Origin of the sequence: Mesorhizobium sp. M0664, assembly GCF_040320565.1 — a bacterium.
Taxonomy (GTDB): domain Bacteria; phylum Pseudomonadota; class Alphaproteobacteria; order Rhizobiales; family Rhizobiaceae; genus Mesorhizobium.
In genome coordinates, this window is record NZ_JAMYPW010000004.1 from 96,812 (window position 1) to 113,839 (window position 17,028).

Below are 17,028 nucleotides of genomic sequence, written 5' to 3' on the forward strand. Positions count from 1 at the left end.
CCGCGTATGACAGGCGACACATAGGGATTTCGGGCGCGAAGCGAAAGCGGAATATGCCGAGGGCAGGCCGATTGGTTGGTTCGAAGCCAGAAAATCTGTTCCCGATTAACAGTTGGAACGAGTCTGGAACGAATCAGCGACGAATCACTGACTCGCGCTGATTCAGGGTTTGTTCACGGCTACATCTGGGTTTTCTGTCGGCGTACCTCACCACATGCTGAATCACGGAAACTGGCCCGATTTATGCAGGCGGCATCCAAGCGAGCACTGCGGTTAACCTTTGCCGGCGAATGGTCGTGGCCGGCCAATCTGCTTCGCACAACGTTATGAAATTATTGATGTTTCCTAACGCGCTTTAATCATTTCGAGGGTGTTTTCAGCTCTCGCCGTTAACGTTCCGCTCAAAGCCGGAACGAATCGGCGACGAATCAGAGATAGCCGAAGTTTCTTGGTTTGTTCACCGCAACATGTTGTGTTGTGGACAGCTTTTCCACCGAGAATCCACAGGCTGCCGGGCGGCTTTTGCACAAGCTGCGAGTTTGCCGTTAACCTTTGCGTGCCGGATTGGGGCAGCGTGCTGCATCGAGATCTTGCAACGGGAAGACCGCTATAGAAACGGGCCGTTTTGCAGGCCCGTTCGTCCAAGCGCGGATCTGTCTCAACGTAAAGACAAACGATCAGGCGACGTACTGGCCGCCATTGGCTGATATGGTCGAGCCGGTGATGAAACCGGCATCGTCGGAAGCGAGGAAGACGACGCAGCGCGCGATCTCCTCCGGCTCGCCGAGACGACCGACCGGGATGTGCGGGATGACGCGCTCGTTGAGGACCTTCTCGTCCATTGCCTTGACCATCTCGGTGGCGATGTAGCCGGGGCAAATGACGTTGACGGTGATGCCGGCGCGCGCGCCTTCCTGGGCCAGTGCCTTGGTGAAGCCGATATCGCCGGCCTTCGAGGCCGAATAATTGACCTGGCCGACCTGGCCTTTCTGGCCGTTGATCGAGGAGATGGTGATGATGCGACCGAACTTGCGGTCGCGCATGCCGCCCCACAATGGATGCGTCATGTTGAAGACGCCGGAAAGGTTGGTGTCGAGGACCTCTTTCCATTGCTCGCGGGTCATCTTGTGGAACATCGCGTCGCGAGTGATGCCGGCATTGTTGACCAGCACCGAGACGGGACCGAGATCGGCTTCGATCTGTTTGATGCCGGCGGCGCAGGCCTCGTAGTCGGCGACCGACCATTTATAGACCGGGATGCCGGTCGCGGCCTTGAACTTTGCCGCCGCTTCTTCATTGCCGGCGTAGTTTGCGGCGACCGAATAGCCGGCGCTTTTCAAGGCGACCGATATCGCCGCGCCGATGCCGCGCGACCCGCCTGTGACGATTGCAACCTTTGTCATATGTCCTCCCGGGAAATGCAGATGACTGAGCGTTGAAGCGGTGGGGTTTGCCCCCTATTCCCTACTCGCTTTGCGCCAGCATCCTATTCGTATCGCTTATCTCATCACAATGCTTCCACGCACATGGCAACACCCATGCCGCCGCCGATGCACAGCGTGGCAAGGCCTTTCTTGGCACTTCTGCGGCGCATCTCGTAGACCAGCGTGTTGAAGATGCGGGCGCCCGAGGCGCCGACCGGATGGCCGATGGCGATGGCGCCGCCATTGACGTTGACGATGGCCGGATCCCAGCCCATGTCCTTGTTGACGGCGCAGGCCTGCGCGGCAAAGGCCTCGTTGGCTTCGACCAGATCGAGGTCGCCAACCGACCAGCCGGCCTTGGCCAGCGCCTTGCGCGAGGAGGGGATCGGTCCCGTCCCCATGATCTGCGGGTCGACACCGGCGGTCGCCCAGGAAACGATACGCACCAGCGGTGTGATGCCGCGCCTTGCGGCTTCCGCTTCGGTCATCAGCACCACGGCGGCGGCGCCGTCGTTGATGCCGGAAGCATTGGCAGCCGTCACCGTGCCTTCCTTGTCGAAGGCGGGCTTGAGCTTGGTCATGGCATCGATTGTCGCGCCGTGGCGGATGTATTCATCCTGGTCGACTACGGTGTCGCCCTTCCTGCCCTTGACTGTAAAGGCAACGATCTCGTCCTTGAATTTCCCGGCTTTCTGCGCGGCCTCGGCCTTGTTCTGGGAAGCCAGTGCGAACTGGTCCTGGTCGTCGCGGGTGATCTGAAACTGGCGGGCGACGTTCTCAGCGGTGTTGCCCATATGATAGCCGTAGAAGGCATCGGTCAGGCCGTCCTTGATCATGGTGTCGATCAGCTTGAAGTCGCCCATCTTGACGCCACCGCGCAGATGTTGCGCATGCGGAGCCATCGACATCGATTCCTGGCCGCCGGCAACGATGATTTTTGCATCGCCCTGGGCGATCTGCTGCATGCCGAGCGCGATAGCGCGCAAGCCCGAGCCGCAGAGCTGGTTCAGGCCCCAGGAGGTCGCCTCCTGCGGTACGCCGGCAGCCATTGCCGCCTGCCGCGCCGGGTTCTGCCCTTGAGCCGCGGTCAGAATCTGGCCGAGAATGACCTCGTCCACCTCCTTGCCGTCGACGCCGGCACGGACCAGCGCTTCCCTGACGGCGACGGCACCCAATTCATGGGCTGGGGTGTTGGCGAAGGCGCCGTTGAAGGAGCCGACGGGCGTGCGCGCTGCACTGGCGACAACGATGGCGTTGGAAGCGGACATGTTCTTCTCCAGGCTTTCGGGGAATGATTTCGGGTGCCGTCGGGGACTTTTCTTGCCCTTTCCACAACCCGAGTCAAACCCGAAATGGGCATGGCGTCCCACTCCCGCAAGTATGCCGCCCGTCGCTGCAACGGCGGCCCGTCCGTGCTGCGCAGCATAAAATGTTCCCGCACTGCACAAACTGCTTGGATTCATGACGCTTTTGCGCATATCCTTTAAAAAGGCGCAATCGTTACCGGCGGCTTACTTAAGCTGCCCGGTGTCCGGGGAGGATGCAGATGGCCGCAAAAGACGAACCTATTGTTATCAAGAAATATGCCAATCGCCGTCTCTACAATACGGGCACCAGCACCTATGTGACGCTCGAGGATCTCGCTGAAATGGTCAAAAGAGGCGAGGACTTTACTGTCCAGGACGCCAAGACCGGTGACGACATCACGCATCCGGTACTGACCCAGATCATCTTCGAGCTGGAGAACAAGGACGGGCAGAACATGCTGCCGATCCCGTTCCTGCGTCAGCTCATCGCCTATTACGGCGACCAGATGCAGATGATCGTGCCGAGCTTTCTCGAACAGTCGATGCTGGCCTTCTCGAAGGAGCAGGAGCGCTTTCGCGAGCAGATGAAAGATGCGCTCGGCAAGTCGCCGATGGACATGATGAAGATCGCTACGCCGATCAAGGTGCTGGAGGAGCAGACGCGGCGCAACATGGAAATGTTCCAGAACGCCATGCGGCTGTTCACGCCGTTCCCGCCCGCGGGCTCGGCGCCGGCAGCAGCGCCGGCCGAACCGGCCAGGAAGGAAACGCCGGAAAAACCCGACGACCTTCAGGAGCTGAAGGAGCAGATCGCCGCGATGCAGCGCAAGCTCGACACGATGTCCTGACTGCCGGCTGGCGAAGTGCAGCGTCGGACCTTCCTTCAGGTGCTGCTGAGACTTCGCAAGCAGCGCGGCTAGACTAGAGCTGCTCCGGCAGCGGTCCCTGGTAGCGGGCGCGTGGCCGGATCAGGCCGTTGCTCGTCACCTGCTCCACGGCATGCGCGGCCCAGCCGACGCTGCGGCCGAGCGCGAACAGGCGGAACGGCGTATCGGACGGCAAACGGAGACCGCGCGTCAGCGCGGCCAAAGCGAAATCGACGTTCGGGCGCATGCCCGTTGCCGCAAAGGCCGCATCGCAAAGCCGTAACAGCCCATCATCGACATCTATCGCGGCCAGCAACGGTTCCGCACGCGGATCGCCGTCGGGATAAAGCGGATGGCCAAATCCGGGCAGCGGCCTGTCGTGACCGAGCCAGCGTCCGACAGCCGCGTCCGGCCCCAATCTCTGCGCATCTTCCGCCAGCATCATGACCGCCTCCGCGGCGCCGCCATGACGCGGCCCGGAGAGCGTGGCGAGGCCGGCAAGCAGGCAGGCCGAAACAGGTGCGCCGGTGGACGCGGCGACCCGTGCGGCGAAGGTCGATGCGTTCAATTCGTGATCGGCCAACAGTACCAGTGAGCGGCGGATCAAGTCTGCGCCGGCCGCATCGAGCGACCATCCCCGCGCCAGCCTTTCGTGCACGGCACCAGTTCCGGGAATCGCGCCGAGCGCCTGGGCCAAAGCGGCGATGGCGCCGGCCGCATCGTGGTTGAGCGAAGCCGATCTTCGGCCGAGCGAAGGCCGGCCGTTGGCCGCCAACGCGGCCAATTCCGCGAAGGCAGCCGGCCGGCCAGTTGCGCCGTTGCCATGGCGGCTCGCCGAGACGAACGACACCGGTGCGTCAGATGCCCAAAGCAGGTTTGCCGTCTGCTCCAGCGTGGCAGCCTCGCAGAGAGCAACCGCATCCTGGCCGCGATAGACAAGGCGGCCATGCAAAACGGTCGAGATCGTGGTGGCGATCGCCGGCTCACCCCAGGCAATTGCACTTTCGGCGATTGCCTGCGGATTTCGGCACGAGCCCGGCGACTCGCCAGCGCCGCGATGTCGTCGGCGCGATACTGGCTGCGGCGTGGATCCGCCCGGTCCGGCCGCACGCCGATGCGCCCGCGGCTGACATAGGCATAGAGGGTCTGGGCTCGCACCTTGAGACGCTTCAGGGCTTCGTCCCGCGTCAGCCACTCCGTCATGTCAGCCTTGTCATGTTGATTCCATTGATCAAGATTGATGGTCCAGTCACCAACCCTTATCTACCACCCGGAAAGGGTCAAGGAGAAAACCGATGGCGAATGGGCTCGATGATGTTGTGGCGGCGGAAACGGTGCTCTCCGATGTCGACGGTCTTGGTGGCCGCCTGACCATCCGGGGCCATTCGTTGCCCGAACTGGCAGGTCGCTGGAAATACGCCGAGGTGGTTCATCTGCTGTTCGACGGCTTTTTCGACGATCTTCCCGACGGCAGGGAGCTGGCGAACGCGATCGGTCGGGCGCGCAGCGAAGTGTTCGAGCAGATCAAACCCTTGCTGCCGTTTCTCACATCCGTCGATATCTACAGCGCGATGCGCGCCGGTATTGCCCTGCTGCCGGATGGTGACAAATTGTCGGACGCGCTGCGGCTGGTTGCGGCACCTGCCGTGCTGACGCCGGCCTTGCTGCGCTTGCAGCGCGGCGAACGCCCGATTGCGCCCGATAGCAAGGCCGATCATGCCGCCGACATGCTGCGGATGCTGACCGGCATTGCGGCCTCGCCTAAATTGGCGAAGGCGCTCGATGCCTATTTCGTGACGGTTTGCGACCATGGCCTCAACGCATCGACCTTCGCCGCGCGCGTGGTCTCTTCAACGCAGGCCGGGCTTACTTCGGCGGTGCTGGCCGGGCTCGGAGCGCTCAAGGGGCCGCTGCATGGCGGCGCGCCAGGTCCGGTGATCGAGATGCTGGATGCGATCGAGGCGCATGGCGACGCCGCCGGCTGGCTGCGTAGCCAGATCGCGCGTGGCCGCCGCATCATGGGCTTCGGGCATCGCATCTATCGCGTGCGCGATCCGCGTGCCGACGTGCTGAAAGCGGTGGTGCGCCAGCTCGGCGCCAGGGGCGAAAGCGGCCACCGGCTGGCCTTTGCCGAAAGCGTGGAGCAGGCGGCGCTCGAAGTGCTCCGCATCGCCAAGCCGTCGCGCTCGCTCCAGACCAATGTCGAGTTCTTCACAGCGCTCCTGCTGGAAGCGGCGGGCTTTCCGAAAGAGGCGTTCACCAACGTCTTTGCTGCCGGGCGCGTCGCCGGCTGGATTGCCCATGCGCGCGAGCAGCAGACGAGCGGACGGCTGATCCGGCCGCAGTCGCGCTATATCGGGCCGGTGCCGGACCTCGTCGCCTGAGGATTTTTCCCTCGCATACTTGCGAAAACCGGTCGCAACAGCCGGTGCCGAACACCTCTCTCGTCGGGACGAGAGAGGTCTACATGACAAAAATTTCATGTCATTGCTCCACACATCCGCTGTTCTTGGGTGACAGAGAGCCTATATGTTGCAGTGCAGCATGGTTCACGGGAGCCCGCCTCGAAAGGAATAAAGCCGCCTTGACCGCCAGAAAAACCGCCATCGTCACCGGTTCCACCTCGGGCATCGGCCTGGCCATTGCCCACGCGCTCGCGGCCGAAGGCTGCAACGTCGTCGTCAATTCCTTTTCCGACACCGCCGACGATCACGCCATCGCCGACGCGATCGCGAAGCACCACGTGGTGAAGACCGTCTACGTCAAGGCCGACATGTCGAAGCCGGCCGAGTGCCGGGCTTTGGTGGCGAAGGCAGCCGAGGCATTCGGCTCGGTCGACATCCTGGTCAACAACGCCGGCATCCAGCATGTCGCGCCGGTCGAAAGCTTCCCGATCGAGAAATGGGATGCGATCATCGCCATCAACCTGTCATCGGCCTTCCACACCATCGCAGCCGCCATCCCGTTGATGAAACAGGCCGGTGGCGGCCGGATCGTCAACGTCGCCTCGGCCCACGGCCTTGTCGCTTCGCCGTTCAAGTCGGCCTATGTCTCGGCCAAGCATGGCATTATGGGCTTGACCAAGACTGTCGCCCTGGAGCTGGCGCGCGACAAGATCACCTGTAATGCCATTTGTCCGGGCTATGTGCTGACGCCGCTGGTCGAGGCGCAGATCCCCGACCAGATGAAGGCCAACAAGATGGACCGCGAGACGGTGGTCCGTGAGGTCATGCTCGACAGGCAGCCTACCAAGGAGTTCGTCACCGTCGAGCAGGTTGCGGCGGCCGCGGTGTTCCTATGCTCGGATGCGGCGGCGCAGATCAACGGCACGCACATCTCTGTCGACGGCGGCTGGACCGCTTAGTGAGGCTTCCAGCGGTCAAGGGCCACGCCATGCCGAAAAACGGCAAGGCGGAAGAGCCAAAGAAGATCAATGTCGCGCTGCAAGGCGGCGGCTCGCACGGGGCGTTTTCCTGGGGCGTGCTCGATCGGCTGCTCGAGGACGGGCGCCTCGACATAACGGCGGTTTCGGGCACCAGCGCCGGCGCCATGAATGCCGTGGCGCTGGCCGACGGCTTTGTCCGCGGCGGTGTCGAGGGCGCGCGGCGGAAGCTCGACGATTTCTGGCGTGCGGTGGCGGCAAAGGGCCGCTTCAGCCCGGTACAGCGCATGCCCTGGGACGTCGCCTGGGGCAATTGGTCGATCGAGAACACGCCCGGCTATTTCCTGTTCGATACGATGTCTCGGGTATTTTCGCCCTATGTCGCCAATCCGCTCGCCATCAATCCGCTGCGCGACGTGGTCGAACGTGAGATCGATTTCGACAATGTGCGCGCCTGCAAGTCGATGGAACTGTTCATTTCCGCTACCAATGTCGAGACCGGCCAGTTGCGGGTCTTCTCGGACGGCGAGATCGACCTCGACACAGTGATGGCGTCGGCCTGCTTGCCGCAATTGTTCCGTGCCGTCGAGATCAAGGGCGTGCCCTATTGGGATGGCGGTTATGGCGGCAACCCGGCACTGTTCCCGTTCTTCAAGACGGCGGCCACCGAGGACGTGCTTTTGGTGCAGATCAATCCGGTGGTCCGCGAGGGAACGCCGAAGAGCGCCAATGAGATCCAGAACCGCATCGACGAGATCACCTTCAACGCCGGGCTGTTGCGCGAATTCCGCTCGATCGCCTTCGTCAAGGAACTGATCGCCGCCGGCCGATTGCCGCACGGCGAATATCGCGACATCCGCATGCACCGCATCGATGCCGACGAAGCGTTCAAGGATCTGTCGGCATCGTCCAAGGTCAATGCCGAATGGGCGTTCCTTGCCTATCTGCGCGACCTCGGCCGCACCGCAGCCAGTGATTGGCTGGAAGAAAATTATGACGCCGTCGGCAAGCGGCCGACGATCGATCTGTCCGGCGAACTCGACGACGGCTTGAAGCCTTTGCGCGGGCCGGCGCCGGGTCGGCGGGTCAAGGAGTTTCTTGCGGCGCGCAAGCAGCCCTAGGCCGCCCGCCGTCCGGCCTAGCTGCTTCGCAAAGCAGATGGCATTCGCAATCTGTCCAATCATCCTGACACTTGCTGCCATGCCGCTGTTTTGGCAATCAACAGCCGATGCTGCGGCCGCATCTTTGCGGACAAAGCAACAATCCATCAACTTTTCTGACTATATTGCGATGCAACTTTGAGGTAGAAGCGCGCTTCGCCGATCACGGCAATTTGAATACGGCCTCGCGCGCACCCATATCGGCGACGCGCCCCAAGTAGAAGATGCGGCCTGGCCGAACCCCGCGCACTGGAAAAAATGACGATGCCGAAATTCAGGTTTCACAAGCTTGCAGCCATTGTTGTGCTCATCGGGTTCGCCGGCTGGATGGCGACAGGCGAGTTCTCGTCCGTCGGCAGCGCGTCCGCCGACAACAAGCCCAAGGCAGGAGAGGTCGAGCAGCCCAAGGCAGCCGACGCAGGCAAGCCCCAAACTGGTAAACAGGGGGCTGCCAAGCCGGGGACCGCCGAGGCGGAACAGCCCAAGGCGCCGTTGCGCACGGTCGCGGTCATAGCCCCGCCGCGGCGCACCTATGCACGCGCTATCCGCATTTCCGGACTGACCGAAGCCGACAAGCGCGCCGTCCTGGCGACACGCGTCGCCGGCGTCATCGACAAGCTGCCGGTCAAGCAGGGCCAGCACGTCAAGACCGGCGACCTGATCCTGATGCTTGCCGCCGAGGAAAAAATCTCGGCGGTCGACAATGCCAAGCAGCTTGTCGTGCAACGTGAGGCAGAGCTGGCTGCGGCCCTGGGGCTGATGAAAACCGGCAATCTGCCCAAGTTGCAGCTCGACACAGCCCGCTCCAACCTGACGCTGGCCAAGTCGCTACTGGACGCAGCGCAAGCCGAACTCGACCGCAACGAGGTGAAGGCGCCCTTCGACGGCGTTATCGACCGGGTACCGGTGGAGCTTGGCAGTTCCGTGATGCAGGGCGGCGAGGTGGCGACCATTCTGAAGCTCGATCCGGTGATCGCCCGCGGCGAAGTCAGCGAACGCGATCTCGGCTATCTGAAGATCGGCGACAAGGCCGATGTGCGTCTGGTCAGCGGCCAGAATGTCGAGGGCACGGTGCGCTACATCAGCCGCGATGCATCTTCGGCAACCCGTACCTTCCGCGTCGAAGTCGCCATCCCCAACGCCGATGGTTCCGTACCGGCCGGCATGACGGCAGAAATTGCGCTCAGCGCCCAGCCGACCGACGCCGTCATGCTGCCGCGCTCGGTGGTGACGCTCGGCGACAAGGGCGATCTCGGCATTCGCGCCGTCGACAAGGACGACAAGGTCGTGTTCTTCCCGATCGACCTGGTCGACGACACGCCGACCGGCCTGGTGCTCGGCGGCATTCCGGCCGACGCCCGCATCATCGTCGCCGGCCAGGAACTGGTGAAGGAAGGCGAAGTGGTCAAGCCGGTCGAAGCCGACCAGGCGACCATCCAAAAGCTGTTGGGCGAAGCGACGACCGGGACGCAGTAATCATGGACATCGTCAAACTTGCAATCAGCAATGCCCGGCTGACCATTTCGGTCCTGGTCTTTCTCATCCTTGCTGGTGCGGTCGCTTACCAGTCGACGCCGAAGGAAGCGGAACCCGACGTTCCGATTCCGATGATGTATGTCAGTCTGATCTACCAGGGCATCTCGCCGGAAGACTCCGAGCGCCTCCTGCTGCGGCCGATGGAAGCCAAGCTGAAGAGCCTGAAAGGCCTCAAGGAGATGCGCTCGGCCGCCTTCCAGGGCGGCGGTTATGTGCTCGTTGAATTCCAGCCACAGACGGATCTCGCCACGGCGCTGCAGGACACGCGCAGCAAGGTGCAGGACGGCAAGGCCGACCTGCCGCAAGCGGCTGAGGAGCCCGTGGTCTCCGAGGTCAACATCTCCGAGTTCCCCGTCCTGGTCGTGACGCTGTCGGGCGAGGTGCCTGAGCGTGTGCTGACGGCGGCGGCGCGCGAGCTGCGCGACCGCATCGAGGAAGTGCCTGGCGTGCTCGAGGGCTCGCTGCAGGGTGCGCGCGACGACCTCGTCGAAGTGGTCATCGATCCGATGAAGCTGTCTTCCTACGGGCTGCAGCTCGACCAGTTGATCGGTGCGGTCGGCGCTTCCAACAGTCTTGTCGCCGCCGGCAACATCGAAGGATCCGAGGGCAAATACGCGGTCAAGGTGCCCTCGCTTATCGAGACACCAGAGGATGTGGCGGCGCTTCCGGTCGTCGCCGGCCCCAATGCGGTGGTGCAGGCCAAGGACATTGCCACCATCCGCTCCACATTCAAGGACGCCGAGACGGTCACCCGCCTCGACGGCAAGCCGGCGATCGCCATCGAGGTGAAGAAGCGCATCGGCTCCAACCTGATCGATACGATTGGCAAGGTCAGGGAGGTGTCCGACGCCTTCATCAAGACGATGCCGGAGGGCATGCACGTCACCTACACGCAAGACAAGTCGGTCTTCGTGAACCAGTTGCTCGGCGACCTGCAGAACCACGTGATGATCGCCGTCATCCTGGTGTTCATCGTCATTCTCTACGCGCTGTCTGGCCGTGCCTCGCTGCTGATCGGATTGGCCATCCCATCATCCTTCCTGATCGGCATCCTGTTGCTGGCAATGATGGGCTACACGATCAACATGATCGTGCTGTTCAGCCTCATCCTGGCGGTCGGCATGCTGGTCGACGACGCCATCATCGTCACCGAATTCGCCGAGCGACGCATGAGCGAGGGCATGCCGAAGGAGCAAGCGTTCGCGCTTGCCGCCAAGCGCATGGCCGGCCCGGTCATCGCGGCGACGATGACGCGCATTGCCGCCTTCTCGCCGCTGTTGTTCTGGCCGGGCATTATCGGCGACTTCATGAAGTACATGCCGATCACGCTGATCGTGACGCTCTCGGCCTCGATGCTCTATGCGCTGGTCTTCGCGCCGACGCTGGGCGCGATATTTGCCAAGGCGCCGGCCCATCACCCCGACGACAATCGCGACGGCTGGTACATGGCCGTGGTCAAGCAGGCGGTGCATTATCCCATCACCGTGCTTGTCCTCACTGTGGCGCTGTTGTTCGGCGTCGGCTACGCCTATTCGAAATTCGGCGCCGGCGTCGAATTCTTCCCGAATGTCGAGCCTGACTACGGCCTGCTCTACGTCCACGCCCGCGGCAATCTTTCGCTTGCCGAAATGGACTCGGCCACCAAGACCGCGGAAAATCGCCTGCTCGGTTGGCCGGGCGTGAAGTCTGTCTATACCCGCGTCGGCAAGACGCAGGGCGGCGGCCAGGATGTTCCGGAAGACGTGGTTGGCGTGATCCAGTACGAATTCGTCGACTGGCGCGAGCGTAAATCGGCGAACTCAATCCTGGACGAACTGCGCGGCGTTATGGCCGGCATTCCCGGTGTTGACGTCGAGGTTCGCGTGCCGGAAGCCGGCCCGCCTACCGGCAAGCCGATCCAGATCAGGCTTTCGGCCGTCGATCCGAAGGGCCTTGACGACAAGGCCCGCGCCGTCGCCGCGCGCATAGCCAAGGTGCCCGGCGTCATCGATATTTCCGACGGCCTGGCGCCGCCCGGCGTCGACTGGGCGCTCGAGGTCGATCGCGCCAAGGCGGCGCAGTACGGCATCAGCCCAACCGCGGTCGGGACGGTCGTGCAATTGGTGACCAACGGGCTGAAGCTCAGCGAGTACCGGCCCGCCGGCGCCGACGATGCAGTCGACATCAGGCTGCGCCTGCCCGAGGATCGGCGCACGCTGTCGACGCTCGACGAACTCAGGGTGCAGACCGCGCAAGGCTCGGTGCCGATCTCGAACTTCGTCGTGCGCAAGCCGGAGCCGACGGTCGGTATCCTCAACCGCATCGACGGTGCGCGAACGGTCGTCGTCCAGGCCAACGTCGCCGCCGGCGCCCAGGTGGCTGCCGTCCAGCAGGAGGTCACCAAAGCTGTCGCCGACATGAACCTCGGCAGCGGCATTCGCTGGAAGCTTGCCGGTTCGAATGAGGACAGCGCGGAGGCTGGTGCCTTCCTCAGCAAAGCCTTCGGTGCGGCGATCTTCCTGATCTTCATCGTGCTTCTGGCGCAGTTCAACAAGTTCACCAGCGTCTGGCTGGTGCTGTCCTGCGTGGTCATGGCGACGATCGGCGTGTTCCTCGGGCTGCTGCTGACGGGAGAGGCATTCGGCATCGTCATGTCGGGCATCGGTGTCATCGCGCTGGCCGGGGTGGTGGTGAACAACAACATCGTGCTGATCGACACCTATGACCGGTTGCGCGAAGAGGGCTGGGACAAATACGAGGCCGTTCTGCAGACCTGCCGCGAGCGTGCCCGCCCGGTGGTGCTGACGGCGGTGTCGGCGATCCTCGGCGTGCTGCCGATCGCCTTCGGCCTCGGCCTCGAAATCTTTCATCACGAGACGACGATCAACGCGCCGTCGACGCAATGGTGGATTTCGCTGTCCTCGGCGATCGTCTTCGGGCTGTCCTTCGCCACCGTGCTGACGCTGGTGGTGACGCCGTCGATGCTGATGGTGTTCACTCGCGCCAAGGTCAAACCCGGTGCGCGTCGGGGCTGGTTCAGCCGCCTGTTCGGGCGTCGCAAGGCCGAAACCCCGTCGAAAGGCCTGGACGCCGATCTGGGCGCCGAACCGGCGATCGCCTTCCCGAAGGCCGCCGAATAGAGTCCGGATCGCGGTCCTGATCAAGCAAGGCCGCCCGGGAACAATGGGCGGCCTTCTGCATTGTTCCGTCATTGCAACCTCAAAGCGAGGATTTTCTGATGACGATCAGCACCATTCTCATCATTATCCTTATTCTTATTCTGATCGGCGCGGTTCCGGCGTGGCCGCATTCGCGGTCCTGGGGTTACGGACCATCAGGCATCGTCGGCGTCATCCTGATCGTTGTCCTGGTGCTGCTGTTGATGGGCCGGATCTGAGCGCAACCTTCCTCCCCGACCAGCGGCGGATGACCGTGAGGCCATCCGCCTTTTTTTGGTTTGTTGTCAGGCAACTTTTTGCGTCGTTTTGATCGTGGCGATGCCGATATCCTCGAGCGCTTTCGACACTGCATTTTCCAGCGGCGTGTGCGGGATCGTACCGATAACGCTTTCCAGCCTGCCTGAAACCAGCCGGTGCGGCTCGAAGCGGAGATAGGACATCGAAACGATCTCGCGCCACATCGCCACGAACGGGCCGCCGGCACGCAGCACCCACCACGGCATCGACGTCAGTTTCAGCGAGCGCCCGAGCGCCTTCTCCGCGGCCGCCTTGATCTGCAGGTCGGTCACCGCATGGCCGGGAAAGTTCAGCGCCTCGTAGAAGCCGAGTTTGTCGAGATTGTCAGCCAGCCCGACGAAGGCCTTGGCCAGGTCGGGCAGATAGGCCCATTCATGCACGAGATCGACCGGCCCTGGGGCGGTATAGACGCCCTTGGTCATCTTGGCGGCAACAACCAGATCGAACCACGATCCGCTGCCGGTGCCGCCGAAGAAATCACCAGCGCGCAGCAGGATCGTGCGCACCAGACCTGCATCAGCCTCGCGGCGAAACAGATCTTCCATGGCGACGCGGATACGGCCCTTTTCCGTCGTCGGGCGAAACGGCGTGTCTTCGGCGATCACCGCCGGCATCTGCGAGCCGTAATAGTAGACGGTGCCCGGGAAGAGATGCAGCGCGCCGTTCGCCCGGCAGGCAGCCATCACATTCTCGGCCATCGGCAGGCATTTGCTCCAGTCGGTGTAGAGCGGGTTGAGGCCGTTGAAAATGATATCGACGCCTTCGGTCGCGCGGATCAGCGCAGCACGGTCGAGCGCGTCGCCGGCGATCGCCGTGGCGCCTTTGAGCTCGGCCGGCACCTTGCCGCTGCGGGTGATGGCACGGACATCGTAGCCGGCATCGATGAAGGCCTTGGCCACCGTGCGGCCGAGGCGGCCATTGGCGGCGGATTTCCTCTACGAAGAGTTCAAGCGCTATTCAGCCGGTGCAGGCTCGGCAGCGAATTCGGCACGGTGAGCGAGGCCGGCCATCACCAGCACGACGACCAGCAGCCCGGACAGAGCGACGAAGATCGGGCCGAAGCTCGAGTGCTCGGCGATGAAGCCGATCGCCGACGGCGCCACCAGAATGCCTGAGTAACCCATTGTGGTGACGACGCTCATGCCGGTGCCGGACGCCATGCCCTCCTGGTTGCCGCCGGCCGAAAAGATGATCGGCACCATGTTGGCAATGCCGAGGCCGCAAAAGGCAAAGGCGGCAATGGCCAGCCAAGGCGAGGGAGCCAGCCCGGCCACCAGCATGCCGGCAGCAGCGGCAAGGGCCGAGGCGCGCAACGTCGTAACGGCACCGAAACGGTTGCGGACGCCATCGCCGAGGAAGCGCATGACGGCCATGACACCGGAAAAGGCGGCATAGGCCAGGCCTGCGACGGCAAGATCGGCGCCGAGTTCCTGCCGGAGATACAGCGCTGCCCAGTCGAGTACCGCGCCTTCGGAGATCATCGTCAGCAGCGCCATAAGTCCGACCAGATAGACCAGCGGGTTTGCCGGCGGCGCGAATTTGTGGTGCTCGGCGACCGGGTGCTTGTCCTCGGCGATCAGGTAGCGGATCGCAACGGCGATTACGGCAAAGGCAAGAGCCGTCACCACTGTCGCATGGGCGAGGTGACCGTAGTTCTGGATGGCGAAACCGCCCAAAGCGCCGCCAGCGAAACCGCCAAGGCTCCAGAAGCCGTGCGAGGACGACATGATGGCACGGGACAGCCGCCGTTCGACTGCCACTGCATTGGCATTCATGGCGACGTCCATGCCGCCGATCGAACCGCCGAAGATGAACATGGCGATGGCTGCAAGGGGCACGTTGGGGGCCAGAGCCACAACCAAAAGGCCGAAGCTGCCGGCAAGTCCGAACCAGCGCAGCACCGTGCGCGAGCCATGCTTCGAGATCAGATGGCCGCACCAGGTCATGGCAGTGACGGCGCCGGCACCGAACAACAGAATCAGCAAGCCGAGCGTGAACCTCGAAATGTCGAGTCGCGTCAGGAACACCGGGATCTGCGGCGCCCAACTGCCGGTCAAGAAGCCGTTGGCAAGGAAGATGCCGGCCACTGCCCAGCGTCCACGAATCGCGATCTGCGTGATTTTCTGCGCGTCCATTGGGTAGAATCCGGTCCGGAAATGGCGTTGCGCGGCAAATTAGATCGATTCAATTCACAGTCAAGCGCTCTTCGCCGAAAGTGCTTGGACCAGACGCTACGTCCTCTCGCGTCGGCCAACCATCTCGGCGGTCCACTCCGAAATCCCTACGGCTCGAGATAAGACGCGCCATCCTTGTGCACAAACCGGCCGTCAGCGTTGGTGCTCATCATGTCGATGTCGGAGCAGGTGGCGACGTCGTCGGGCCAGCGCGAACCGACTTCGAGATAGATCGCCATCCCGCCCGATTTATTGATCATGTGATGGCCGTTGCCTGATCCTTTCGGAAAGGCCGCGCAATCACCGGCGCGCAGCACCGTCTCGCCGGCATCTTCGACGAGCGTCAGCTCGCCTTCAAGCACGTAGACGAATTCGTCTTCGTGCGAATGCCAGTGGCGCTGGCTCGACCAGTTGCCCGGCGGCAGGCGCATGAGATTGATGCCGAAGTCGGTGAGCCCGCCTGCGTTGCCTAGCCGCTGGCGCACGCGTTCGGCACAGGGTGCATCGAACGGCGGTGGATAGGATGAGCCCTTGCGTCCGGGCACGTCGGCAACGTCAATCTTAGGCACGGCGTCCTCCCTAGTGATCCCTAGGGCGCCTTGCCTCGAACTCGGCCTTCTTGGCGTCGGAGGCTTCGACCTGGTTCAGTGCCTGCCACTCGGCATAGGGCATGCCGTAGATGATCTCGCGCGACTGTTCCTTGCTGAGTTCGACACCTTCGGCTTGCGCCGCATCGCGGTACCAGTTGGACAGGCAGTTGCGGCAGAAGCCGGCGAGGTTCATCAGGTCGATGTTCTGTACGTCGGAACGCTCGCGCAGATGCGCGACCAGCCGGCGGAAGGCAGCGGCTTCGAAATCGCGCTTTTGTTCGTCGCTGAGTTCGGTCATGTCATGTTGGCCTCCCTTGGGCCTCATCATACCGGCCCGGTGCGAGAGCCGAATATTTTCACCGCATGTATATCGGCACGTCGATCTATCGCGTCAACGACCGGCGCCAGCCGTTCGGCCCAGGCGAGGGCACCCTTGCGGTCGGCGATCAGGTCCTGGCGGACCTCGAGCAGCGCATGGGCAAAGCCGTTGACGATGGCGTGCCTGAACATGGTATCGCCGCGCAGTGCGCCGTCATAGGGTTCGTTGTCGCCGACGATGAGGCTCTTGTCCTCGGCGAGTATGTCGATCAGCGGCCGCGCAACGCGGTCGTCCAGGTCCCACAATATGCCGGCGTGCCACGGCCGCACGAATCCCTGCATGGTCGGTGTGAAGGAATGCACCGAAAAGATGAAGGGTGCCTGCGCGGATGCTCGCGCCACAGAGGCGATCATGGCGCTGACGGCATCATGATAGGGGCGGTAAAAGCGGTCCAGCCGTCTTTCGCGCTCCTCCGGGGCAATGGGATAATTTCCCGGGATGATGGTGCCGTCATAGAGCTGACGAATCAGCGTTGGATCGTCTTCGCCGCGATTGGGGTCGATCAGCAGTCGCGAAAAATTGGCAAGCACGGCCGGAACGCCGAGCAGACTTGCGAGTTCGCGGGTTACAGTCTCGACGCCGATGTCGTAGGCGATGTGGCGGTCGAACTCCGCCGCCGGCAGGCCGAGACTGCCATACTCCTCCGGCAGGTCGCGGCGGGCGTGATCGGCCAGAAGCACCATGCCGCGCTTGCGATCGCCTTCGACGATATCGAAAGGCGCGAAAACTGTGGATCGGGTCATTGGCGGGAAAGG

At 63.0% G+C, this 17,028-nt stretch carries 15 protein-coding genes and 1 pseudogene; 8 read left to right on the forward strand and 8 right to left on the reverse strand.

The window, feature by feature from the left end:
• Positions 1 to 677: 677 nt before the first annotated feature.
• Together phbB and NKI39_RS08170 are read right to left on the reverse strand one after the other, a co-directional pair.
• Positions 678 to 1,403, reverse strand: coding sequence for an acetoacetyl-CoA reductase (gene phbB, locus NKI39_RS08165; RefSeq protein ID WP_352767641.1), 726 nt, complete (start codon positions 1,401 to 1,403; stop codon positions 678 to 680).
• A gap of 104 nt (positions 1,404 to 1,507) precedes the next feature.
• A complete protein-coding gene (locus tag NKI39_RS08170; RefSeq protein ID WP_352452508.1) occupies positions 1,508 to 2,692 on the reverse strand; it encodes an acetyl-CoA C-acetyltransferase in 1,185 nt (394 codons plus the stop codon).
• A gap of 278 nt (positions 2,693 to 2,970) precedes the next feature.
• Between NKI39_RS08170 and phaR the strand changes: the two genes are divergently transcribed.
• Entirely contained in the window at positions 2,971 to 3,579 is a 609-nt protein-coding gene (gene phaR, locus NKI39_RS08175; protein ID WP_023678449.1) for a polyhydroxyalkanoate synthesis repressor PhaR, read from the forward strand.
• 73 nt (positions 3,580 to 3,652) lie between these two features.
• Here the strand turns inward: phaR and NKI39_RS08180 are convergent.
• Positions 3,653 to 4,800: pseudogene (locus NKI39_RS08180) on the reverse strand (citrate synthase).
• Positions 4,801 to 4,892: 92 nt separating this feature from the next.
• On the opposite strand from NKI39_RS08180, the gene NKI39_RS08185 reads away from it, so the two are divergent.
• The 7 genes from NKI39_RS08185 (at position 4,893) to NKI39_RS08215 (ending at position 13,051) form a co-directional block, all read left to right on the forward strand.
• A complete protein-coding gene (locus tag NKI39_RS08185; RefSeq protein ID WP_352831357.1) occupies positions 4,893 to 5,981 on the forward strand; it encodes a citrate synthase/methylcitrate synthase in 1,089 nt (362 codons plus the stop codon).
• Between the two features lie 200 nt (positions 5,982 to 6,181).
• Positions 6,182 to 6,961, forward strand: coding sequence for a 3-hydroxybutyrate dehydrogenase (locus tag NKI39_RS08190; protein WP_352831359.1), 780 nt, complete (start codon positions 6,182 to 6,184; stop codon positions 6,959 to 6,961).
• Positions 6,962 to 6,990: 29 nt separating this feature from the next.
• Positions 6,991 to 8,100: a patatin-like phospholipase family protein gene (locus NKI39_RS08195; RefSeq protein WP_352817817.1), complete on the forward strand. Its 1,110-nt coding sequence runs from the start codon at positions 6,991 to 6,993 to the stop codon at positions 8,098 to 8,100.
• Positions 8,101 to 8,137: 37 nt separating this feature from the next.
• The gene (locus NKI39_RS08200) at positions 8,138 to 8,281 is read left to right on the forward strand and encodes a hypothetical protein (RefSeq protein ID WP_352452504.1); all 144 of its coding nucleotides are present in this window, start codon (positions 8,138 to 8,140) and stop codon (positions 8,279 to 8,281) included.
• 122 nt (positions 8,282 to 8,403) lie between these two features.
• Positions 8,404 to 9,615, forward strand: a complete 1,212-nt coding sequence (locus tag NKI39_RS08205; RefSeq protein WP_352817707.1) for an efflux RND transporter periplasmic adaptor subunit — start codon at positions 8,404 to 8,406, stop codon at positions 9,613 to 9,615.
• A gap of 2 nt (positions 9,616 to 9,617) precedes the next feature.
• Complete coding sequence (locus NKI39_RS08210) at positions 9,618 to 12,794, forward strand: efflux RND transporter permease subunit (protein ID WP_352831361.1); 3,177 nt, start codon at positions 9,618 to 9,620, stop codon at positions 12,792 to 12,794.
• Positions 12,795 to 12,892: 98 nt separating this feature from the next.
• A complete protein-coding gene (locus tag NKI39_RS08215) occupies positions 12,893 to 13,051 on the forward strand; it encodes a DUF3309 family protein (RefSeq protein ID WP_023678456.1) in 159 nt (52 codons plus the stop codon).
• Positions 13,052 to 13,117: 66 nt separating this feature from the next.
• Here the strand turns inward: NKI39_RS08215 and NKI39_RS08220 are convergent, their stop codons facing one another.
• The 5 genes from NKI39_RS08220 to NKI39_RS08240 form a co-directional block, all read right to left on the reverse strand.
• Positions 13,118 to 14,029 (reverse strand): SDR family oxidoreductase, encoded by a 912-nt coding sequence (locus NKI39_RS08220; RefSeq protein WP_352817712.1) that lies wholly within the window; start codon positions 14,027 to 14,029, stop codon positions 13,118 to 13,120.
• Between the two features lie 54 nt (positions 14,030 to 14,083).
• Positions 14,084 to 15,265, reverse strand: coding sequence for an MFS transporter (locus NKI39_RS08225; protein WP_352831363.1), 1,182 nt, complete (start codon positions 15,263 to 15,265; stop codon positions 14,084 to 14,086).
• A 146-nt stretch (positions 15,266 to 15,411) separates the two neighbouring features.
• Positions 15,412 to 15,873 carry a cupin domain-containing protein gene (locus NKI39_RS08230; protein WP_352831365.1) on the reverse strand — a complete coding sequence of 154 codons (462 nt, stop codon included), beginning with the start codon at positions 15,871 to 15,873 and terminating at the stop codon, positions 15,412 to 15,414.
• Positions 15,874 to 15,883: 10 nt separating this feature from the next.
• Positions 15,884 to 16,192: a DUF1244 domain-containing protein gene (locus NKI39_RS08235; RefSeq protein ID WP_292663476.1), complete on the reverse strand. Its 309-nt coding sequence runs from the start codon at positions 16,190 to 16,192 to the stop codon at positions 15,884 to 15,886.
• Between the two features lie 26 nt (positions 16,193 to 16,218).
• The gene (locus NKI39_RS08240) at positions 16,219 to 17,016 is read right to left on the reverse strand and encodes an N-formylglutamate amidohydrolase (RefSeq protein ID WP_352831367.1); all 798 of its coding nucleotides are present in this window, start codon (positions 17,014 to 17,016) and stop codon (positions 16,219 to 16,221) included.
• Between the last annotated feature and the right edge of the window lie 12 nt (positions 17,017 to 17,028).